Genomic DNA, 20,589 nt, shown 5'->3' on the forward strand with positions numbered 1-20,589 from the left:
GCGGCCGCGCAAGACACTGGACTGGCGCACGCCGCTGGAAGTTTACGCCGAGGTGCTCAAGAAATCGGTCGCTGGCCCGAGCACCCTTCAATAGCGTTGCGCTTGGAACTTGAGACCGCCGGGTTTTTATATAGCCGCTTAATAGCTTTCAAAAAGATACTCAATCGGTGTCGGGCGGCCAAACAGGTAGCCTTGATAGCGGTAACAGCCATGGCCTCTTAGCCAGTCAAGCTGTTCTTTTTTCTCTACCCCTTCTGCGACCACGGTTAAGCCTAAACTCACGGCAAGCAGTATCGTCGTATCCACGATCGCCGCGTCTGTCTTGTCAGTGAGCAGTTCGCGAATAAACGATTGATCAATCTTTAGCTCATCTAGCGGTAAGCGCTTTAAGTAGCTCAGCGATGAGTAACCAGTGCCAAAGTCATCCAGTGCAAAGCGAATCCCTCTAGCGCGGAGTTTCAACATCGTATTGCGCACCCTGACTGGCTCGCACATCAGCAGGCTCTCTGTGACTTCCAGCACCAAACGGCTTGGCGGTGCCAGCGTCTCTGCTAATAACGCCTCTACGTCATGCACGAAGTCGGGTTGCTGAAACTGAACAGAACTCACATTAACGGAAATACTTAAGGTGGCGTAGGTCGCTTGATGGGACCACTTTGCCAATTGCTCGCAGGCCGACCTAAGCACCCAATAACCGATGGGCACAATGAGCCTATTCTCCTCTGCCAGAGGTATAAACGTCGCGGGGGAGACCCAGCCACGCTGGGGGTGATACCAGCGCAATAATGCTTCAACCCCCGTGGTCACGCCCTGATGGTCGACCTGCACCTGATAGTGCAGAGCCAACTCATTACGCTCAAGGGCCTTATGCAGATCAGCTTCCAGGCTGGCCCTTTCCAGTACGCTGGTCTGCATATCGGTGTTAAAAAAGCACAGCGTGTTGCCGCCAGCCCTCTTCGCCTGCTGCAAGGCCATATCCGCTTGTTGCAGCACGCTATCCATGCTGTGTTCGCGCCCGGTAAACAGTGCAATGCCAATACTGGCGCTAATGGGTAACGAATGACCGCTTCTCACTTGAGCGATGGTTTCCAATAGCTGGCGGGACACACGTTCCGCTTTTCGGGCGGCCTCGGTCTGCGGCTCGCCCAGGTTATTCAGCAGTACCACAAATTCATCACTACTAAAGCGCGCCAGCGTGGCCTCTGGCTCTAGCCGCTGTCGTAGCTGTTCAGCAACGTTAATCAACAGGTGATCACCGCTCTCATGACCCTGGATGTCGTTCACTAAGCGAAAGTTATCCAGATCAATCACCAACACAGCGCTATAAGACGCTGACCACTCATCATGATCAATCGCGGCCGTTAAGGAGTCCATCAGCATCCGACGGTTGGGCAGACCTGTCAGTGAGTCATAGAAGGCCAAATAGTAGGTGCGCGACTGCATTTCGAGGTAGTCGGTGAGTTCCGTCGAAATACCGCACAGGGAAGGGGGAGCACCGGGGGACATCGATAGCGGCATTTTAATCGATAAGAACGTTCTTACTCGGCTTTCACCCTGCAAGACGTTCCTCTCCTCGACCGTTACTTTCTTGCCCGACGCCAATACGCTGCGATCAACCTGCTCCATTTCAGCAGCGCTGCCAGCATCAAAAAACTCAGCGTCGCACTTACCAATGATTTTGTCGGCTGGCAGACCAAATAAATCGCTGATACGGCGATTAACATATTGATATTTTAGGGTCGGTGATTTGATATAAATAAAGGCATCGACACTATCCAAAATAGTCGCCAGCATCTCTTTATTGGTTTGCAGCAACGCCCGGTTATGTTGCATGCGGCGTTTGAGCAGCACATTGCCCAGCAGTGCTAAAAGGAGAAAAATGAGCAGCAAGGCGATTCCCCAACGCCCCAAATAAGTGTCAATGCTGCGCAGCAGCTCTGCAGAAGTGGCGAAATGGTACATGGCAGTTATTACTGGCCAGGCATGGTTAACGGGCCAGCTCGCGCTACCACTCGCTGCCATGCGGAATCTTGTTCGACACGCGATACAAAAGCAGCAATGGCAGAATACTGCTCTAACGACTGGACGGCCGCCACCGCCTGTAGCGGAAAGCTCATTTGAATATCCGCGCCACTAGGCCAGGGGCCGGCAAAATTGCCGTTGGCTGATAAGTGCTGGTTGATGAAGGTGAGGTGCTGTTTCAACTGCGGTGCTAAAAAACGCTTACTCACCGTATCGCTGATGCCTTGCGCCAGCGGTTTAATCAGCCAGGGCGATTGCTTGGGAACTTGGCTAAACACAAGCTGCATCACCAGCAGTGGCATCAGTGAGCCTTCGGCATAATGTAGCCAGTAACGGTAATCTACCCAAGCCCGCAAGTCATCGGAAGAAGGCTGACACCGCCCTTGCCCGTAGCGCTGTAATAGGTAATCAATGATCGCGCCTGACTCAGCCACGGTGAGATTACCATCGGTAATGACCGGGGATTTACCAAGCGGGTGGATTTTTTTTAGCGAATCGGGCGCTTGCTGTGTTTTGTCATCGCGTTGGTAAATTACCAGCTCATAGTCCAGTTCTAAGGCTTCTAATAGCCATAAAATCCGATGAGAACGAGACTTTTCCAAATGGTGAACGTGAATCATAAACACTCCATGGGGCTGAGTTATACACCAACATTGCACTGGCGACAGTTATCCATTACTGCAAGCGCCTTCAGCTTAGTATCATAAAGATCCTCTTAATAGGATCAATATACCAAGGTTAGCACCATCACAGCGCTGAACCCCATGAAAGCATCAAACTAGTAAAAATCAAGGAAAATTAATGATTAACGATGTGCATGACGCCAGCGCGCCAGTAAATCCAGCGGTGAACACTTTCCTTGCAGCCAAGGCGCTAATAAGCGCGTTGAGAGCGGAATAAACACAAACACCATCACTGGCGTCAACATCAAGGTACTCACCAACACCCGGGGCACCAGCGCCCAATCGGCCAATACGCCACCAAATACCCATTGAAAAAGCAACGAGATGGGGAAGAAGGCCAACCAAACAGCCACGGCTTGCTTCCAACGCGGTGGTGCGCTGTTGCCGTTGTTTTGAAACCACGTGTCCAGCCCGGTGGCACGGTGCTCTTGAGGCGCTTCATACAGCCCTTTTCCGCGCGTCAACCACGCATGTCGTGAGGCGGAGTGCTCCCAGGCGGCTAAGGTTTCGCTGCTGCTAAAGCGAAATATGATCTGATATTCATCGTCATCAGCGGGGGGTGCCAGTACGCCAGAGCCGAGGTAGCCAGCAAAATCAGCCGCCAGCTCGCGCCCCTCGTTTAGCCAACGATTAAAATCGAAGTAGCGGCCGTGCTCAACGCGACGAGCCACCATCAATGTGACAGGTGAGGCAGACATGGTATATCTCCTAATGTGTGGACAGCCAGCGCCGGGTAGGCAGGCTGCTTGCTTTCAGGCGGGTAAACCTGAAAGTCCAATGGCCACATTATACAAGCAATGTTGATGCCATGCTGTGAATGTTACGCGCTAGCTGTTGGTGCTAGGCGCTAGCACAAGGTGTGCCGTTTGATTTACCGTCCAGGAATCGGGTGGGGCGCTCTCCTCGCTGGAAAGCACATATATGCTAGTAGATCTACTTAGCACTGCGTATCGCATCTGTCTCTTGGAGATCAGGTTCTACGACTGGCCCTTGATACTCACCTTCAGGGCGAAGAATGGCATCGACCTCGGACCGATAGCGATTCAGCAAGTGTGCTAAATTGATTCTTATGCGGTGGGTCTCCAGCCCAAACGCTTGGCGCTGATCTGTGCGTTTAAGCGAGGGTTGGTAGCCGCTTCACTTAAGCTTTCTAGCGTAGAGAGCACTAATTTTCGGCACTGTTTAAATTGGGAATGACGTAATAAATGAGGCCATTCAGGGTGATCGATGTTTCATCGCGGTGCATAGGCAAGCTTAACATCCGGTTAAAGGATCAATACTAATAAATCGGCCCTGTTCAGAAAAACTTAAACATACTTCGCAACATCTCCTTCGAATAAGTATCGATACTAACGCATATGAACAACGTATTACTGCCCAGGCTCTTTGAACTGCACAACACATTATCGATAGCAGGCACAATAACTTAAGGGGTACGGGAGTGACGGGCGGCGCCCAAAAAGCATGCCTAGTCGCCCATGGTTAACGGTAATAATTAACGGCCAATCCACTCAACAAAGGTCGTCTCACCCAACAAGTGGCGTTCATGGCGCACCCGGCTCAGTGCCGCATAGGGCAAATCCATCGCCAGCATCCGAGAAAGCGGTTGTTCAATCACTTGGTGCAGTAGGCCATTGCAGACAAATAGATGCGCCACGATGAGCACATGCTTTCCTGGTGGGTTGGCAAGCAGTTGCTGCCACACTTCCGCTAGACGCGCATCGAAGGCCTGGGTAGTTTCACCGCCCGGCGGCGATACCGATGCCGGATCATACCAGAACGCACTCATCCGTTCGGTGCCCTCTTCTGCAAACACCTGGGCGTGGGTTTTACCCTCCCACCGCCCCAAATGCAGCTCGGCAAGGCCCTCTTCCACCTGAACGGGCAGGTCAAACTCTTCGCCCAGCCACAGTGCAAACTCACGGCAGCGCGTAAGTGGCGAGGTGACAATCGCATCATAAGGCAGATGGCCTTCGACCGTATGCCCCATAACGGCATCGGTCACCTGCTGCCAGCCCGTCTCGCTCAGCGGATGATCGGTGGAGCCACGCAGCATACGCCCGCCTACCGGCTCACCGTGGCGCAACAAATCAATGGTGGTGATCTCCGCATCGGGAAAACGCATACTCAGCCCTCGTTTAACAGTGCCACTGCCGGTTAAATAATCGCGTGACGAACGCGTGCGGAAACCCACTCCGACACCAGTACGGTGGCGAAAATCATGATAAAAATGACGCTGACCTGATCCCAGGCGAGGCTGTTGATCGAGGCATTTAGCTGCAAACCAATCCCGCCTGCGCCGACCAATCCCAGCACGGTCGATTCGCGGATATTAATATCCCAGCGGTAAACACTAATCCCAGCGAAGGCAGGCATGATTTGCGGCAACACGCCATAGTTCATCACCTGCAGACGGCTGGCACCGGTCGCGCTTATCGCCTCGACGGGCGTGGGATGGATCTCTTCAATCGCCTCATAAAGCAGCTTGCCGACAAAACCGATCGAGCGAAGGGCGATAGCGATTATACCCGCCAACACCCCTGGGCCGAGAATGGTGACAAGCAACATTGCCCAGATCAGTGAGTTGATCGAGCGGGATGAGACAATGATCATCAGCGCCGCACTGCGTACCAGCGGGTGCGGCGTGGTATTACGTGCGGCCATAAACGCCACGGGGAACGCCATTATAATGCCAATGGCGGTGCCTAGGGTGGCGATGTTAATGGTGTCCCACATGGGCTTCCAGAGCACATTGGCGTAGCCCCATTCCGGCGGCGTCATGCGGCTGATCAGGTCGGCCCCTTGACGGCCAGCGTCTTCGACAAACACCCACATGGTATTGTCGGAAATCATCTTCCAGCAGAGCAGAAAGAGACTGACACCCGCCAGCCAAGCCAGATACTGCAGCCATTGGGCGCGAGTGGTACGCCGCCGCCAAACCGGCAGACCCTGGGAGTTAGTAGATACTGGCATCGCGATTCTCCAAATATAACAGACCAGGGGGCTAATAAGCGCTCACTGGGTCCAACGGCGGACATGGCTCGAGCTGTACTCGCACAACAACACAATAGCGATAATGATCAGCAAAATAGCGGCAGAGGTATCGTACTCATAGCGGCTCAACGAGGTGTTCAACGTGGCGCCAATACCGCCCGCGCCCACAATGCCAATCACCGATGACTCACGAAAATTGATATCCAGACGGTAAACCGAAAGCCCAATCAAGCGCGGCATAACTTGCGGCTGAACCGCATGGTTCATGGTTTGCCACCAGCTTGCCCCGGTGGCCCTCACGGCTTCCACCTGACGCCAGTCCAGGTCTTCAATATCTTCCGCTAACAGCTTGGCCATAAAGCCAATCGTCGCAAAGGCCAGGGTGATCATCCCCGCCAGCGGCCCAAAGCCGAACATGACCACAAACAAAATCGCGATAATGATTTCTTGAAAGGTCCGCGAAACGGCAATAATCGCGCGACATATAAAGTAGATCGGCAGCGGCGAAATGTTCCGCGCGGCGCCCAGGCCCACCGGGATCGCCAGCAGCACGCCCACTACCGTGGAAGTCAGCGTCATGGTCAAACTTTCCAGCAGCCCCGCCACGATGTCGTCGTAGCGGCTGATAAAATCAGGCTGCATAAAGGCGCCCAAGAAGTTAACCGCCCGCCCTGCACCTTCGGCTACCCGCGCCCAGTTCACCTCGACCGAGGCAAGCGCCAGCACTAAATAAATCACCGCACCAATGGCCAACCCCCAACGCAAGCGTGGGTTCTCAATCAATGGCAGGCGCCGCCACTGGCCGCGCTGGGCCGCCTGCTGACGTGTTTGCACCCGTGTCATATCTGCCCGCTCGCTCATCGAGCACTCCCTGCTGCCATCGTCGGCAGGCCGCGCTGGTAAGAAGATGCTTCCGAGTCATCCGCCTCGTCATCCAGCGGTTCGGGGGTGGTATCCCAATCCTCTTCGCCATAAATGGTCGTGAGCATTTCGCTGGTCAGTTCACTAGGCAGGCCGTCAAAAACGATTTGTCCAGCCCGCAGGCCGACAATCCGGTCGGCAAACTGCTGCGCCAACGCCACATCATGAATATTGATGATCGCTGCCAAATCGCGCTCAGCACATAGCTCGCGAATCAAGCGCATGATCTGACGCGACGTTTTCGGGTCGAGGCTGGCGGTAGGCTCATCAACCAGCAGCAGCTTGGGGCTCTGCAGCAGTGCCCGGGCGATACCGACGCGCTGGCGCTGACCACCGGAAAGGGCATCAGCGCGCTTATCGATAGCATGAGGAAGCCCTACCCGCTCGAGTAGCCGAAAGGCTTCGACGACTGCTTCCTGTGGGTAGCGACGCAAAAAACTGCGCCAAAAACCGACATAGCCGAGCTGGCCGGATAGCACGTTTTCCATCACGGTGAGCCGGTCGACCAGGGCATACTCCTGGAAAATCATCCCCATTGAGCGGCGCGCCTGGCGAAGCTTCTGCCCTGAAAGCTTGGTCAGCTCCGTGCCTTCCAGGCGAATACTGCCCTGGGTAGGCTCCACTAACCGATTCACACAGCGAATGAGGGTACTTTTACCCGCGCCGGATGGCCCAATTAGCGCCATTACCTGGCCTTTGGGCAGCGTGAGTTCAATGTCCGTCAGCGCCCGATCCCCGGTGGGGTAACGCTTACCAACGCCGCTTAGTGTCAACATTTTTCCTGCCTCATCTGTATAGCGAAACGGCCAGAAAGGGGTGCCTTCCTGGCCGTGCAGTACCGTTTACCTTAACGATCAGTCACAGTCGTAAGTCACACCGTTAGCATCGGCAATGGTGCGAATAACCGACCAATTTTCCTGATAGGTAATCGGAATAAACTGCGCTTCACCAGAGTTGGCAAATTCTGCTTCAAGCGGGGTGCCTGACCAGTCATAGCTGAAGAACGCGTCCTGAATTTTCTCGGCAAGCTCAGGGTTCAGGTTGTTCGCCAAACCGTAAGCCGTGGTCGGGAAGGTTTCTGAGGTGTAGATAATGTCGTAGTCTCCCTCATTCACGACGCCACGGGAAATCATCCGCTTGCCCACGGAGTTAGCGATGGCGGCCGCATCGTAGTCTTCGTTCACCACACCCAGGATGGAATTGTCATGGGAGCCCGAGAAAGCGGTTTCAAAATCTTCACCCGCTTCCATGCCGTACTCGGAGCGCAGCAGTGCAGAGGGGGCGCGGAAACCAGAGTTAGAGGTCTCAGAGGTAAAGGCTAGTTGGCGACCTTCCAGGTCTTCAACGGACTCAATGCCACTGCCCGGATAGGTGATGATCTCCATTTCGTAGCCAAAGCTGCCATCTTCTGCTGCCATCATGGCAAACGGACGGAAACCACCGCAGTTCACCGCCACCGGTACACCGCCGGTATTAAAGCCGGCAACGTGCAAACGGCCAGCGCGCAGCGCTTCCTGCTGGGCGGCGTTGGACTGTACGGGGAAGAACTGCACTTCTTTACCCGTTGCTTCGCTCAGGTGTTCGAGAAAATCAGACCATACGTCAGCGTAAACCGCAGGATCTTCTACCGGCGTATAGGCAAACACGAGCGTATCGGGATCGGCCCACTGAGACTCATCGCTAGGTGCATCGGCGACCATATCGCCATCGTTATCGACATAACGCGATGAGAGATCCGCTGAAGCGTTCACGGCAACCAAGGCGAAGGCACTGGCGACGGCGGCGCTGATCAACGTGCGGGAGAGGGATAACGTCTGCATGGGACACCTAACGTGTTGTTAAAAGATAGCAACAATCCTGACCATTTCAGATGACAACGGCGGGGCATTTATATGACCACTTAGTGACGTTTTGACGAACGTCACATGACAGGAACGTTTCATAAGCCAACACAGTGACCGCGTCGCTCAACAAACAGGCTGTTACCGGGAATTTTTTTGGCTTGGTGCTTCAACTCAGACAGTTCAGCGGCAATATCCAGCGCTCTGCAAGTCGCCGTATCGGTGATGGGCTTTACCGCAATCGACACGCTAACAAAGGGGAAAAAGTGATACTGTTTTGGCGGTTTTCAATCTGAATCCCGCCTCTCAGCCGATCGGCATCTTCGTAGAAACCGGGCGCCATTACTTCGAAAGAGCGTAGGATTTGGCCACAAACGCTCTCCCAGTGGTCAAGCGGTAGCAGCATCATAAAATCATCACCGCCAATATGGCCGATAAAGCCACCCACGTTATCCACCTGCGCTTGCCAGCAGCCGTGATAGAGAAATAATGATGTGGTCGCCTCGTGCGTAGCCATAGGCATCGTTAAAGGCTTTAAAGTTATCTAAGTCAACGTAAGCGGCAGCAACGCCTTGCTCGTCAGACACGCGCCGTTTGGCATACAGCGCGACCTGAAAGCCCATCGTCCGGTAGTGATCCACCGCTTGGCGCATCAGCTCGTAATCATGAATAGGCACGTGTTCAGTGAGCTCAATCACTACCCTTGCCGGGGGCAGGCCACTGTCACGAATAAAACCTAGCGTTAAGCCTTCGCGAAAATCACGCTCGACGATGGTTAGCGGCATCACGTTAAGAAACAGCAGCCCGGGTTGCTTAAGTTCGGCAAAGCGGTAAATCGCCAACCGCCGGCAGAGGATATCTAACTCCACCAGCTTTCCTGCCTGGGTGGCAACTTCAAACAGTCGTAACGGCGAGTGAAGCGGCGATGTCCTCGGTCCACGAATCAGTGCTTCGTAACCATAAACGGCCTGCTGACTAGCATTCACAATGGGCTGAAAAAGAACATGCAACTCTTCTTTTGCAATGATCTTTTTCAGCCACTGCGCTTCTTGTGCGGTCATTTGCCGGCTGCCCTATTCTGCCACCCCAATCAATGGCGGTGGTACCTATTGAGTGCACCATCCCTGGAAGTGATTGATAGGCGGAAAGCGTGCGTCATTTTCGTGACATTATCATGACAATCCCCTGCTGAGTCAGATAGTTAGCGCCCTACACCGTGTTCGAGATCGGGGCTGTTCAGGTAAGCGTTTTTGCTGGTGGAGGGAAAACCACATCGCGGCCATCGGCATCGAGCTGACGAATATCGATCGGAGACCCTTTCTCGTCCAGGGTTACCAGCCCAATGCCGCTGGCATTCCAAAGCCGTTCGCCAGCGCTGGCGCGATCAGGGTCACGGGGGTGAACACTCAGCTTACGACGCTTAGTAAACCAGTTGAGTGGCGACATCGGCGCATAAAGCCAGCGATTCAACCGATCGAAAGTATTGAGCAGTGTGGCCGGAAAGGTGTTTTTAATGCCGCTTGATGTGATTTGCCACAGGTGCGGCGAGCGCCGCTGATGGCGCACTACGATGTCGTAGACAAAGGAGTAGTGCACATCGCCTGACAAAATCACGTAGTTGCCAGGGGTTTTGGAGTGTCGCCATATTTGCAGCAGCGTACTGGCTGCCCCGCGATGGGCCATCCAGTTCTCTGCGTCGACCACCAACGGCTTGCCCACGGCGGTAAAGATTTTTTGAACTCCCTCGATCAGCTTGACCCCAAACATCGGGGCGGGCGAAATGATTACCGCGCTTTTAGCGCCCATTAGCGCTTGCTGCATTTCCATGAGCGCCTCCCAATCCATCAAGCCGGAAGGGTGGCTGAGATTGCGCTCGCTGCGCCAGCGGCGGGTGCGGGTATCCAGTACGATCAAGGCAGGCGTGCCCGGCACCTGAAACTCCCAGCCCTGAAAACGCAGTAGCCGCTCAATGAAGCCATCTTGCTCGGCGCATACCAGCGGCTGGCTGCCATCACCCAGCAGCGTCGAGGCGTGATGGGTTAGTGGGTTGAGCTTATCAGGGTCGTTCCCCCAGGCCTGACAGAGCAAATAAGCCACCAGAGCGTTACCGATAATGCGCTTCGAGAACGGATGGCCGTAGGCAGCGAGTTCCCAGTCAGCGGAAAGGTTCCAGTCATCGGTCACATCGTGGTCATCGAAAATCATCAGGCTGGGTAAGTGCGCCATTAACCGCGCGCACTGCGGCAAACCTGCCACGAAGCTGTCTATCACCGCCTGCTCTTGACGATAGAGCTCGGCATTTTTTTTATCTAAAGCAGGCGCGTCGAACGTAATCACTCGCCAGGGCACCGGGGACCATACCAGGCAGTACATGGCGAGCATTTCAGCCAGTGTCATTAAATGGTTCTGCGCATTCGCCGACGTAAAGACCGGCTTCTTGACGCCGCTAAAAAAGCGCTTGCGTAGCGCCACATTGTTGGCCACATCCGGCAGCAACTCAGCGCGTTGATAGTAACTATCGGGCGAGTCGTAGAGGGCTTGGCTATCGTCGACCGTGGCGCCTTCCAGCCACTCATCCACCAACCCTAGCCGTTCAATAAGCGCATGCACGGCGCGCAGCATAGGGCCGGCCACATCGTCAGCATAAATTTGATCACCGGTCATCAAAAGCCAAGCGGGCCACTCGGCTGGGGCGTCTTGCTGCTCGGCGAGCCAGCTATCGGCGCGCACCAAACCATCGTCACTGTCGTGATGGGGTTTGCGGCAGGAACCATGCATAAGCCGGTGATGCCGCGAGGCAATCACAAAGGCGGGGTAAGCGGCGCCGTCATAACATAGCCATGGCGCCCACTCGGGCAATGAGCGCCACTCACCCGTTGCCGTTTCAACTTGCAGGTCGTACTCAATGCGCTCATCGCAGGGCAGCGGTGACTCCAGTTCAATATCAATTAGATAGATAAAGGCGCGCTGGCCGATAGGAATGCACTGCTGGTGGTGTGCCAAACCAATCGACGCGGCATTACTCTGCCCAGGCCGCAGTATTAGCGTCATATTTAATCGCCGAGTGGCGACCATCCAAAGTACCAGCCGAGTCGAACTGATGCGTCTTAATAAGGGGCCGGCTAATATATCGGGCAGCGTATCAGTGCCATTCATCCAATGAAGTCTCCGTTATCCATGCGCCACCACAGGCAGCTCGATGACTACCTCTAACCCGCCGGTGCTGGCGCGAGTAAGATGCATTTGGCCGCTATACAGGGCGACAAGATCGGTCACAATGGCCAGCCCCAGGCCACTGCCAGAGCGGTGCTCATCTAACCGTTGACCACGCTGAACCGCCTGCTGGCACTCTGCCTCCGACATGCCAGGGCCGTTATCGCTAACGGTTAAAATCAACTGCTGACCGTCAGTTTTCACGTTAAGCTGCACCTCGCTATGCGCCCAGCGCAGCGCATTATCCATCAAGTTACCCACCAGCTCTTGGATATCTTGCTCATCCATGTGCACTCTGATTTTCTGGCCCCAGGTTTGGCGCAGCACAATGCCGCGTCGCTGGGCAAGCCTGGAGAGTCCATTGAGCAGCGGTGTTAGCGTAGGGTATAGATCAATAGGTGCAAAGCGCACGCCTTCACCCGCCGCGGAAGCTCGGGCCAAGTGATGACGTACCGCGCTATCCAAACGTTCCAACTCAACCGCCCAGGCGGCACGGTTCGCTTCCGGAAGCTGGCGAAGCTGCAGGCGCATCACACTCAGCGGTGTTTTCAACGCATGGGCAAGATTGCCCGCGGTATGGCGTCCGCGCTCGATTAAGCGCTGATCGCGTGCCAACACCGCGTTCATTGAGGCCGCCAGTGTCGCTAACTCTTCCGGCAAGCGGGTATCTAACTGTTCGCTGCGCCCTTGCTCCACATCATGAAGATTGGCGTGCATGCGGCGCAGCGGCGCTAACCCCCAGCGTACTTGCAGTGCTAACACGCCGAGTAGCAACACGCCCAAGCCGATCAACCCGCCCCACAACAGATATTGGAATTCACGGATATCGTTGGTGAGCACATCGTCTCGGGCGGCCACGCTAATATGCAGCGGTTCCTCTAACGGGGCCAGGTAGATATCGCGCTCCACCACGCGCAGCGATTGCCCCCGCGGGCCGATTAATGAGCGCGCACTGAGGTTTTCATTCTCCACCACTGGCAGGCGTTGATCCCATAGTGAGCGAGAGGCCAGGGTATGTTGCCCACCATCGGTGATTTGCCAGTACCAGCCGGAGTAGACATTCTCAAAACGCGGGTCGCCCAGCGCCCGGTCGTGGACAAGCTGCTGCGCTAAACGGTCATAGGTCACGCCCGCCATGATGACATTAAGCGTCGCGCCAAGACGATCATCAAAGGCCTGAGTGGCCGAGGTATGGTAATGGTGAGAAAGTAGCGTGCCAGCGATAGGCAGGGCCAGCCCCACCATCACTAATACGGCCAGCAATAGCCGCAGGCTGATGGAACGCCGCGCCCAACGACCCCGCCAAGCCGTTTTGGCTTGACTCATTCGCTGCCAGGCTCTTCTGCTAACAGCCGATAACCCTGGCCCCGCTGAGTGGCAATCCGCCAACTTCCCAACTTACGGCGCAGGCGGCTGACCTGAACGTCAATCACGTTAGAGTCAGGTTCATGGTCGCGGTCGTAAACATGCTCTGAAAGCTCGGTACGACTCACCACTCGCGGTGCCGCGTGCATTAAATAGCCCAGCAGGCGCGTCTCCTGTGCGGTTAAGCCGACCGGGCGCCCGACCAACGTCACGTGCTGAGTGTGGGTATCTAGACTCAGTTCGCCCACTTTTAATACTGGGTGAGCGTGACCGTGGCTGCGGCGTACAAGCGCACGCAAGCGAAACAGCACTTCCGCTGGCTCGAACGGCTTCGTGACGTAGTCATCAGCCCCAGCGGTAAATCCCGCGGCTTTATCCGCCCACCGCTCACGAGCAGTTAGAATCAGCACAGGCAGATCAATACCATCTTCGCGCCACGCCGCCAACCAGCGAGTCCCATCCCCATCGGGTAGCCCTACATCTAAAATCAGTGTGTCGTAAGCTTCGGTACGTACTAGAAAATCGGCATCCTGGCCGTTAGCCGCATGCTCTACCAGCCAGTCACCATCACGCAACGCTTGGCTCAACTCGCGCGCTAGCGCTTGGTCATCCTCTACCAGCAAACACTTCATTGGCTAACTACCCTTTCCGGCAACGTCTTGGCAATCCCAAGTGTGATATCGCAGCGATACGTGGTGTAACGACACTAACGGCGCATATCATTAATGCGCACGCCCTCAATAGACATCAGTTGGCCATTATGACCATCAAATTCGAACTCAACGACTTGGCCCTGAGGGCCGAGCAGCTTGATTTCGTACTCCACGTACCCCCCTTCGCGCTCTACTTCAACCTCCAGCACCTCACCTATATAGTGAGCTTCCAGCCAATCTAAAATAGTGTCGAGCGGGACGACCTCGCCACGGCTAACCTCGCCGTGCAATGACTCCCAGTGCTGGTCACCCACCGCGCTACCCACCAGCAATAGCACTAAGGCTATACCAGTGACGTTGCGTCGAGCGCGTCGTGAGACGTTGCGCAGCGGCTTTATAAGGTGACGTAGGAGTTTACTCATAACGCTAGGATGCCAAAGCCAACATGAACGTTAGATGAACAGTTTTGTCAGCTTAAGGAAAGTATCGCGGTGGTATAAATTCCCTGTCGCATTCGCTGAGTGTCAGTCACTCATTCACGTTTAAATACGTAAAGAAGGAATTTGCTATGAATACCATGAAAAAAATGCTGCTGATCCCGACCTCTGCTCTGCTACTTGCCGCTGCTGCAGGTAGTGCCCAGGCCGATTCGCTGCCGATGGATCGCATTGATGACGTATTGACCCACGCCAATGATTACGGTTTCAGCCACTACGAAGAAATTAGCGTTAAAGGTCGCGGCCGCGTAGAAGTAGAAGGTTGGCTGGACGAGGAGTGGTACGCGGATGTGGATTTCTCCCTTGATAACGGAGATACGCTAGAAGAGAAACGCGAGCGCCTGATTACCGGTGCCTGGGGCATGAGCGAAGACGATATCCGCCAAGCCTTAGACGTTGCCCGCCAGGAAGGTATGGTTGAGTTTGAAGACCTTGATATCGACAAGAGCGGCATCATCGATATCGAAGGCCGCGGTGAAAATGGCCGTGAGCTGGAAATCAGTGTGCGCCAGGGCTCTTCTGAAGTTACCCAAATTGACCGCGATTAAACACGTACCAACGCTATCGGCGGCGCTTTAAACCATCTTGCGGGCTCCCTACAGGGAGCCCGCTGCGTTTATGGTAGGCTGCCAAACTATACAGCTAAAAAGTCATGCAGCTAAATGTATAGTGCCGACCTGACCAAGGTGCTAAGGAGAAACCCGTGCTGAACGAAGGCGTTGACGGCGCGCTAGGGAATGAAGAACTCAGCTCAACGGTGCTGCGGGACTTAGCGTGGCTGATCGCCACGCATGATCTGGTGGAGCTTCCACCGCCAATTCCCTGTGGCGGGCGACCCACCATCAAAGAGTTAGGGCTGGAGCAAGCGCTACTACCCTGGCTACGTCAGCTTGGCCGCCCATCGTTAATCGCCTTGAACGGCAGCCGCGCAACGCGCATGGGGCACTACCACGAACGCCTGTGGCATACGCTATTAGATCATGCACCGAATACGCGACTGCTCGCCCGAAACGTGCGCATTACTCGTCAACGCAACACATTGGGCGAACTGGATATGCTCTACAGAACCCGCGACAACCCGGCACCGGTGCATTTGGAAGTGGCGATCAAGTTCTACCTGGGGCTGCCCGAAGGGCCTGGCGCGGCCACCAGCCAAAGCCGCTGGATTGGCCCCGGCGGGTTAGACAGCCTAGCGCTGAAGTGCGGTCATTTGCGCCGCCATCAATTGCCGCTTTCCACCACGGCACCCGCGCTGGAAACACTCGCCCATTGGCTTGCGCCACGGGACATTGGGGTTTCTAGTCAGGAGTTAGGCGAGCAGCTAACCCAGCGACTGGCAATGCCGGGCGTGCTGTATTATCCCTGGCACGCGGCAATGCCAGCGCCCGAAGGCGCGACAGCCGATCACCGCCGTGGGACGTGGTGTTACTTACGCGATTGGCCTGCGCTGGCGGCGAGTGTAACCGAAAGGCCTGAAATGGCATGGCTGGAAAAACCCCACTGGCTAGCGCCGCCCCTTCACAGCGCCTTTCGCCCGATGGCAGAACAGTTGCCCGCCATTTTCGAAAAGGTGCATACCTGGCGCTCACCCCAGCAAGTGATGCTGTATTACCCGCAGCAGCAGCGCTATGAGCGGCTTTTTTTGGTACCCGACAACTGGCCACGCCAGGTACCTCTTCCGCCCGTAGTACGCTAGCGACGATACGTTTACACCACCACAAGGTTATCGCGGTGAATCAGCTCGTGGGCTTCCACGTAGCCAAGGATCGCTTCAATCTGATGGCTGGGCTGGCCTGCCAACTGGCGCGCTTCATCGGCGCCGTAGTTAACCAGACCCTTGGCCACTGAGGCGCCCTGCTCATCCACACACACCACCATATCACCGCGCTTAAAGCTGCCCTGCACATTGCGCACGCCAACCGCCAATAGGCTAGAGCCTTGATTGCGCAGTACTTTCACCGCACCGGCGTCCAGCACCAGCGTGCCGCGCACCTGCAATTGCCCCGCCAACCAACGTTTGCGTGCCGCCATAGGCACTTGATCCGGGCGCAACAGCGTGCCTAACGACTCGCCCGCCATAATCCGATTGATAACATCAGGCTGACGTCCACTGGCAATCACCGTGACCGCCCCAGAGCGCGCCGCTAACTGCGCCGCGCGCACTTTGGTGGTCATACCGCCCCGCCCCAGCGCCCCCCCGCTGCCTGCCATAGCGGCTAGGCGTGGATCGTCCGCGCGCCCTTCGGCAATCATCTGGGCGTTGGGGTTGTGGCGCGGGTCGGCGTCAAACAGGCCTTCCTGGTCGGTCAATAGCAGCAGCGCGTCCGCTTCCAGCAGATTGGCGACCAGCGCCCCTAGCGTATCGTTATCGCCGAAGCGGATCTCGTCGGTTACGACGGTGTCGTTTTCATTGATTACCGGCACCACGCGCATCTCTACTAACGTGCGTAGCGCAGAGAGCGCATTCAGGTAGCGCTTGCGGTTAGAAAGATCGTCGTGGGTAAGCAGGATTTGCGCGGTGAGCATGCTGTGGCGGGCAAAGTGTTGTTCATAACACTGGGTCAGACCATTCTGGCCTACGGCAGCGGCCGCCTGAAGCTCATGCACAGCGCTGGGGCGCACTTGCCAGCCCAGCCGCACCATGCCCGCCGCCACCGCGCCAGAAGAGACCAGCACTACCTCTATCCCCTGCTGATGCAGGGCGGCAATTTGATCAACCCAGCCGCCAATAGCGGCTTCGTCCAGGCCACGGCCATCGTTAGTGAGTAGCGCACTGCCAATCTTCACCACGACCCGCCGCGCGCGGCTCAGCGCGCTTCGCCCTAGGATTTGCTCGTTACTTTCCATGCCACCCCACCTTCACCAGGCACTGACACTAAGGCGCGTACTCGACTTCAACATCGTAATCATCGTCGTCGAAGTCTTCGTCATCTTCATCATCACGCTTACGGCGACGCCCCAAACGATCCTCGGTACGCGCGACCGACTCTTCTTCCATGCGGCGGCGCATTTCCTGCTCGCGGGCCAGCGCTTCTTCATCTTCATTCTCAAGACGACGCTGCTCGGTCAACCAGCGGTAGGCTGCCTGAACCAGCTTATCGGTGCCGTCGCTGCTGATCGCCGAAATGCGGAACACCGGGCCTTCCCAGTTGAGCGCCTGGATAATCTTCTGAGCGCGCTCTTCACGCTCCTCTTCCGGCAGCAGGTCAAACTTGTTCAGCACCAGCCAGCGTGGACGCTCGGAAAGCGCCGGCGAGAATTGCCCCAGCTCGTGAACAATGGCCTTGGCAGCCTCGACCGGATCAGACTCGTCAAACGGCGCCACATCGACCACGTGAAACAGCAGCCGCGTGCGCGTCAGGTGCTTCAAGAAGCGTAGCCCTAACCCTGCGCCCTCAGAGGCGCCTTCAATCAAGCCGGGTACATCGGCCATCACGAAGTGCTCGTGCATGCCCAGTTTCACCACGCCCAAGTTGGGCACCAAGGTAGTGAACGGGTAGTTGGCGACTTTAGGCTTGGCAGCCGACACTGAGCGAATCAGCGTTGATTTGCCCGCGTTGGGCATGCCCAGCAAGCCAACATCGGCCATCACTTTCATTTCTAGGCGCAGGTTGCGGCGATCGCCATCGGTGCCAGTGGTGGTACGGCGGGGCGCGCGGTTGGTCGAGGACTTAAAGTGGATGTTACCCAATCCACGCCGACCACCTTCGCCCACCAATACCACTTGACCGATTTCAGTCACATCAGCGATGACTTCCAAAGTATCTTCGTCAATGACCGTGGTACCCACCGGCACTTTGACGTGCAGGTCCTCACCAGCCTTGCCGCTCATTTGACGGCCCATGCCGCCCTGACCGTTTTGCGCTTTATAGAAGCGCTGGAATTTAAAATCGATCAGGGTATTAAGCGCATCGTCACCAATCAGGTAAACGCTGCCGCCATGACCGCCATCACCCCCATCGGGGCCGCCCCTGGGCACATATTTTTCGCGGCGAAAGCTCAGACAGCCATTGCCGCCTTTGCCCGCCTCAACAATAATCGAGGCTTCATCGACGAACTGCATTGGATTCTCCCGGCCGCTTCCGCCGCCCTAATATGTACTACTGTTTTCCCAACTCTTTATTGCCACCAGCATAATGATAAATACATCGTGGTAAAGCGTATTGGAAAAGAGATTTAACCGACAAAAAAGCCCCGCCATAGCGGGGCCTTTTTTCTCGCAAGCGCGAGCATAGCACTAGCCGTTTAGGCAGAAACGATGCTAACGAACTTACGGTTTTTCGGGCCTTTGGTCTCAAACTTCACAAAACCGTCGCTCAGCGCGAACAGTGTGTGGTCACGACCTAGGCCGACGCCTGTGCCCGCGTGGAAACGCGTGCCGCGCTGACGCACGATGATGTTACCCGCAGTTGCCGCTTGGCCACCGAAGAGTTTTACACCTAACCGTTTGGACTCGGAATCGCGACCGTTACGCGTGGAGCCGGCTGCCTTTTTATGTGCCATTGCAAAATCCTCCTAAGGGAATTGACCGCTTACGCAGAAATTCCGGTAATTTTGACTTCAGTGAACCACTGGCGGTGGCCCTGACGCTTCATGCTGTGCTTACGACGACGGAACTTGATGATGGTCACTTTATCGCCACGGCCGTGGGAAACCACTTCGGCAGAGACTTTAGCACCACTAAGCATCGGCGCACCGATGTTGAAGTCATCGCCGTCTGCAACCATCAGCACTTCGTCAAACTCGATCGTTTCGCCGGTGGCGACTTCGATTTTCTCGAGTTTGAGCGTTTGACCTTCTTGAACACGGTACTGTTTGCCACCGCTTTTAATAATTGCGTACATGTCGCTCTCCGGACTTGTCGTTAATGCCGCTTTCGGCAGCGCTCATCGCCTTACGCTCTTATCGACCTGCTGCGAGTGGCGCCCCTTTTGGAGCCATCTGACAGGGAGCATGATGAGTGGGTCGCGGATTATAACGACTATCTATGCTTACCACAAGACCACAGGCCGTTGTCAATTGCCAAGCCCGTTAACAACTAAAGTGTAACCGTCGCTCGTATCTTGACGCCCAACAGGCAGCCCCATAGCATGACCCCAACACATGACCACATCTACACCACAACTACGGGCGGCACTTACCGCCTCCATCTGCCGCGATGAACGGATTCCATGACCGCCAACGTCTCCTCAGCCCAGCCCGTCAGCCCAACGCCTTCACCGCTGCACGCCGTGGTGGCCGATGACTTCGCCGCCGTCAACCGCACAATTGTCGAGCAGCTCAATTCCAAGGTACCGCTGGTTGAAACCATCGGTCAGTACATTACCGAAAGCGGTGGCAAACGTTTGCGCCCTTTATTGGCGCTACTGGCCGCCCGCTCGCTCGACTACACCGGCGACAAGCATATACCGCTAGCCACGCTGATTGAGTTTATGCACACCTCCACGCTGCTGCACGATGACGTGGTGGACGAATCGCATATGCGCCGCGGCAAGAAAACCGCCAACGATGCCTGGGGCAATGCACCATCGGTATTGGTTGGTGACTTTCTCTATGCCCGCTCGTTTCAAATGATGGTTGATGTCGGCTCGATGCGCATCATGGCAATTCTTTCCGGCGCCACCTGCATCATCGCCGAAGGCGAAGTGCTGCAGTTGACCAATATCGGCAACCCCAGCATCTCAGAAGAGGATTACTTCGAGACCATTTTGGGTAAAACCGCCATGCTGTTTGAAGCGGCTTCCCACAGCGGTGCGGTGCTGGCAGAAGCAACGCCGGAGCAAGAGCAAGCACTCCAGTATTATGGCCGCTACCTGGGTCTCGCCTTCCAACTGATTGACGACCTGCTGGACTACCAGGGCGACGCCGATGCCATGGGCAAAAACGTTGGCGACGATCTAGCCGAAGGCAAGCCGACGTTGCCGCTGATCCACGCTATGGAGCAAGGCACGCCGGAACAGGCCAAGCTGATTCGCCAGGTGATTCGCGATGGCGGGCTTGAGCAACTCGACGCCGTGCTGGAAATTATTCACGCCACCGGCGCACTCGACTACACCCGCCAGCGTGCCGAAGAGATGGCCGATAAAGCCCTGCAGCAACTGGACGCCCTGCCGCCCAGCGCCTACCGTGATAGCATGGCCCAGTTGGCCCGCTTAGCGGTTGATCGCCAAGCATAAAAATTGCTAGATCACACCGCCGAAGACTTGAAAAAAAACGTCTGGCTAAGTATGATCCATTTCCGTTGTTGAGCGCAGATAAGCTCTTCTCAACAATTTTCGGAATATAGCTCAGCTTGGTAGAGCGCTGCCTTCGGGAGGCAGAGGTCGTAGGTTCGAATCCTGCTATTCCGACCAAAATTCCAGAAAAAAACGGCCACTTAGCTAACACAGCAAGTGGCCGT

At 55.8% G+C, this 20,589-nt stretch carries 19 protein-coding genes, 1 tRNA gene and 1 pseudogene; 4 read left to right on the plus strand and 17 right to left on the minus strand.

Annotated elements, in window-relative coordinates:
* Window positions 1-138: 138 nt before the first annotated feature.
* From HZS80_RS18825 to HZS80_RS18885, 13 genes and pseudogenes are all read right to left on the minus strand, one after another.
* On the minus strand, window positions 139-1,962 hold the full coding sequence (locus HZS80_RS18825; protein ID WP_035562587.1) for a putative bifunctional diguanylate cyclase/phosphodiesterase: 1,824 nt from the start codon (window positions 1,960-1,962) through the stop codon (window positions 139-141).
* Window positions 1,963-1,970: 8 nt separating this feature from the next.
* Window positions 1,971-2,642 (minus strand): glutathione S-transferase, encoded by a 672-nt coding sequence (locus HZS80_RS18830; RefSeq protein WP_179916947.1) that lies wholly within the window; start codon window positions 2,640-2,642, stop codon window positions 1,971-1,973.
* Window positions 2,643-2,827: 185 nt separating this feature from the next.
* Window positions 2,828-3,403 carry a putative antibiotic biosynthesis monooxygenase gene (locus tag HZS80_RS18835; protein WP_179916948.1) on the minus strand — a complete coding sequence of 192 codons (576 nt, stop codon included), beginning with the start codon at window positions 3,401-3,403 and terminating at the stop codon, window positions 2,828-2,830.
* A 797-nt stretch (window positions 3,404-4,200) separates the two neighbouring features.
* Window positions 4,201-4,830: a histidine phosphatase family protein gene (locus HZS80_RS18840; RefSeq protein ID WP_179916949.1), complete on the minus strand. Its 630-nt coding sequence runs from the start codon at window positions 4,828-4,830 to the stop codon at window positions 4,201-4,203.
* A gap of 32 nt (window positions 4,831-4,862) precedes the next feature.
* Window positions 4,863-5,678: a phosphonate ABC transporter, permease protein PhnE gene (gene phnE / locus HZS80_RS18845; protein WP_035562574.1), complete on the minus strand. Its 816-nt coding sequence runs from the start codon at window positions 5,676-5,678 to the stop codon at window positions 4,863-4,865.
* 42 nt (window positions 5,679-5,720) lie between these two features.
* On the minus strand, window positions 5,721-6,560 hold the full coding sequence (phnE, locus tag HZS80_RS18850; protein ID WP_035562571.1) for a phosphonate ABC transporter, permease protein PhnE: 840 nt from the start codon (window positions 6,558-6,560) through the stop codon (window positions 5,721-5,723).
* Entirely contained in the window at window positions 6,557-7,396 is an 840-nt protein-coding gene (gene phnC / locus HZS80_RS18855) for a phosphonate ABC transporter ATP-binding protein (RefSeq protein WP_035562568.1), read from the minus strand. Before phnC ends, phnE (HZS80_RS18850) begins: the two co-directional genes overlap by 4 nt.
* A 78-nt stretch (window positions 7,397-7,474) precedes the next feature.
* Window positions 7,475-8,440, minus strand: a complete 966-nt coding sequence (gene phnD, locus HZS80_RS18860; protein ID WP_179916950.1) for a phosphate/phosphite/phosphonate ABC transporter substrate-binding protein — start codon at window positions 8,438-8,440, stop codon at window positions 7,475-7,477.
* A 119-nt stretch (window positions 8,441-8,559) separates the two neighbouring features.
* Window positions 8,560-9,522: pseudogene (locus HZS80_RS24180) on the minus strand (EAL domain-containing protein).
* Window positions 9,523-9,697: 175 nt separating this feature from the next.
* Window positions 9,698-11,617 (minus strand): alkaline phosphatase D family protein, encoded by a 1,920-nt coding sequence (locus HZS80_RS18870; RefSeq protein WP_179916951.1) that lies wholly within the window; start codon window positions 11,615-11,617, stop codon window positions 9,698-9,700.
* A 15-nt stretch (window positions 11,618-11,632) separates the two neighbouring features.
* A complete protein-coding gene (locus HZS80_RS18875; protein ID WP_179916952.1) occupies window positions 11,633-13,000 on the minus strand; it encodes a sensor histidine kinase in 1,368 nt (455 codons plus the stop codon).
* Window positions 12,997-13,671 carry a response regulator transcription factor gene (locus tag HZS80_RS18880; RefSeq protein ID WP_179916953.1) on the minus strand — a complete coding sequence of 225 codons (675 nt, stop codon included), beginning with the start codon at window positions 13,669-13,671 and terminating at the stop codon, window positions 12,997-12,999. The genes HZS80_RS18875 and HZS80_RS18880 overlap by 4 nt, the downstream gene beginning before the upstream one ends.
* Before the next feature lie 74 nt (window positions 13,672-13,745).
* Window positions 13,746-14,114, minus strand: coding sequence for a PepSY domain-containing protein (locus HZS80_RS18885; protein ID WP_035562554.1), 369 nt, complete (start codon window positions 14,112-14,114; stop codon window positions 13,746-13,748).
* Between the two features lie 146 nt (window positions 14,115-14,260).
* Between HZS80_RS18885 and HZS80_RS18890 the strand changes: the two genes are divergently transcribed.
* Together HZS80_RS18890 and HZS80_RS18895 are read left to right on the plus strand one after the other, a co-directional pair.
* Window positions 14,261-14,737 carry a hypothetical protein gene (locus HZS80_RS18890; protein ID WP_035562552.1) on the plus strand — a complete coding sequence of 159 codons (477 nt, stop codon included), beginning with the start codon at window positions 14,261-14,263 and terminating at the stop codon, window positions 14,735-14,737.
* Window positions 14,738-14,892: 155 nt separating this feature from the next.
* Window positions 14,893-15,885, plus strand: coding sequence for a DUF1853 family protein (locus HZS80_RS18895; RefSeq protein ID WP_179916954.1), 993 nt, complete (start codon window positions 14,893-14,895; stop codon window positions 15,883-15,885).
* 11 nt (window positions 15,886-15,896) lie between these two features.
* Here HZS80_RS18895 and proB read toward each other — a convergent pair whose 3' ends face one another.
* The 4 genes from proB to rplU form a co-directional block, all read right to left on the minus strand.
* Window positions 15,897-17,036 (minus strand): glutamate 5-kinase, encoded by a 1,140-nt coding sequence (gene proB, locus HZS80_RS18900; RefSeq protein ID WP_035562547.1) that lies wholly within the window; start codon window positions 17,034-17,036, stop codon window positions 15,897-15,899.
* 28 nt (window positions 17,037-17,064) lie between these two features.
* Window positions 17,065-18,252, minus strand: coding sequence for an Obg family GTPase CgtA (gene cgtA / locus HZS80_RS18905; RefSeq protein WP_008957070.1), 1,188 nt, complete (start codon window positions 18,250-18,252; stop codon window positions 17,065-17,067).
* 182 nt (window positions 18,253-18,434) lie between these two features.
* A complete protein-coding gene (gene rpmA, locus HZS80_RS18910) occupies window positions 18,435-18,692 on the minus strand; it encodes a 50S ribosomal protein L27 (RefSeq protein WP_008957069.1) in 258 nt (85 codons plus the stop codon).
* 29 nt (window positions 18,693-18,721) lie between these two features.
* Window positions 18,722-19,033 (minus strand): 50S ribosomal protein L21, encoded by a 312-nt coding sequence (rplU, locus tag HZS80_RS18915; protein WP_008957068.1) that lies wholly within the window; start codon window positions 19,031-19,033, stop codon window positions 18,722-18,724.
* 327 nt (window positions 19,034-19,360) lie between these two features.
* Here rplU and ispB point away from each other — a divergent pair, with 327 nt between their 5' ends.
* Together ispB and HZS80_RS18925 are read left to right on the plus strand one after the other, a co-directional pair.
* Window positions 19,361-20,365 (plus strand): octaprenyl diphosphate synthase, encoded by a 1,005-nt coding sequence (ispB, locus tag HZS80_RS18920; RefSeq protein ID WP_179916955.1) that lies wholly within the window; start codon window positions 19,361-19,363, stop codon window positions 20,363-20,365.
* 100 nt (window positions 20,366-20,465) lie between these two features.
* Window positions 20,466-20,542 (plus strand) — tRNA-Pro (locus HZS80_RS18925).
* Window positions 20,543-20,589: the final 47 nt, after the last annotated feature.

This window comes from Vreelandella glaciei, assembly GCF_013415125.1.
Taxonomy (GTDB): Bacteria; Pseudomonadota; Gammaproteobacteria; order Pseudomonadales; family Halomonadaceae; genus Vreelandella; species Vreelandella glaciei.

Bases quoted from the DNA above. Each gene is read 5' to 3' on its own strand.
- proB (WP_035562547.1), bottom strand. From the start codon at position 17,036: ATGGAAAGTAACGAGCAAATCCTAGGGCGAAGCGCGCTGAGCCGCGCG.
- phnE (WP_035562571.1), bottom strand. From the start codon at position 6,560: ATGAGCGAGCGGGCAGATATGACACGGGTGCAAACACGTCAGCAGGCG.
- HZS80_RS18875 (WP_179916952.1), bottom strand. From the start codon at position 13,000: ATGAGTCAAGCCAAAACGGCTTGGCGGGGTCGTTGGGCGCGGCGTTCC.
- phnD (WP_179916950.1), bottom strand. From the start codon at position 8,440: ATGCAGACGTTATCCCTCTCCCGCACGTTGATCAGCGCCGCCGTCGCC.
- HZS80_RS18840 (WP_179916949.1), bottom strand. From the start codon at position 4,830: ATGCGTTTTCCCGATGCGGAGATCACCACCATTGATTTGTTGCGCCAC.
- rplU (WP_008957068.1), bottom strand. From the start codon at position 19,033: ATGTACGCAATTATTAAAAGCGGTGGCAAACAGTACCGTGTTCAAGAA.
- HZS80_RS18880 (WP_179916953.1), bottom strand. From the start codon at position 13,671: ATGAAGTGTTTGCTGGTAGAGGATGACCAAGCGCTAGCGCGCGAGTTG.
- HZS80_RS18890 (WP_035562552.1), top strand. From the start codon at position 14,261: ATGAATACCATGAAAAAAATGCTGCTGATCCCGACCTCTGCTCTGCTA.
- HZS80_RS18885 (WP_035562554.1), bottom strand. From the start codon at position 14,114: ATGAGTAAACTCCTACGTCACCTTATAAAGCCGCTGCGCAACGTCTCA.
- HZS80_RS18830 (WP_179916947.1), bottom strand. From the start codon at position 2,642: ATGATTCACGTTCACCATTTGGAAAAGTCTCGTTCTCATCGGATTTTA.
- phnE (WP_035562574.1), bottom strand. From the start codon at position 5,678: ATGCCAGTATCTACTAACTCCCAGGGTCTGCCGGTTTGGCGGCGGCGT.
- HZS80_RS18825 (WP_035562587.1), bottom strand. From the start codon at position 1,962: ATGTACCATTTCGCCACTTCTGCAGAGCTGCTGCGCAGCATTGACACT.
- HZS80_RS18835 (WP_179916948.1), bottom strand. From the start codon at position 3,403: ATGTCTGCCTCACCTGTCACATTGATGGTGGCTCGTCGCGTTGAGCAC.
- ispB (WP_179916955.1), top strand. From the start codon at position 19,361: ATGACCGCCAACGTCTCCTCAGCCCAGCCCGTCAGCCCAACGCCTTCA.
- HZS80_RS18870 (WP_179916951.1), bottom strand. From the start codon at position 11,617: ATGAATGGCACTGATACGCTGCCCGATATATTAGCCGGCCCCTTATTA.
- phnC (WP_035562568.1), bottom strand. From the start codon at position 7,396: ATGTTGACACTAAGCGGCGTTGGTAAGCGTTACCCCACCGGGGATCGG.
- rpmA (WP_008957069.1), bottom strand. From the start codon at position 18,692: ATGGCACATAAAAAGGCAGCCGGCTCCACGCGTAACGGTCGCGATTCC.
- cgtA (WP_008957070.1), bottom strand. From the start codon at position 18,252: ATGCAGTTCGTCGATGAAGCCTCGATTATTGTTGAGGCGGGCAAAGGC.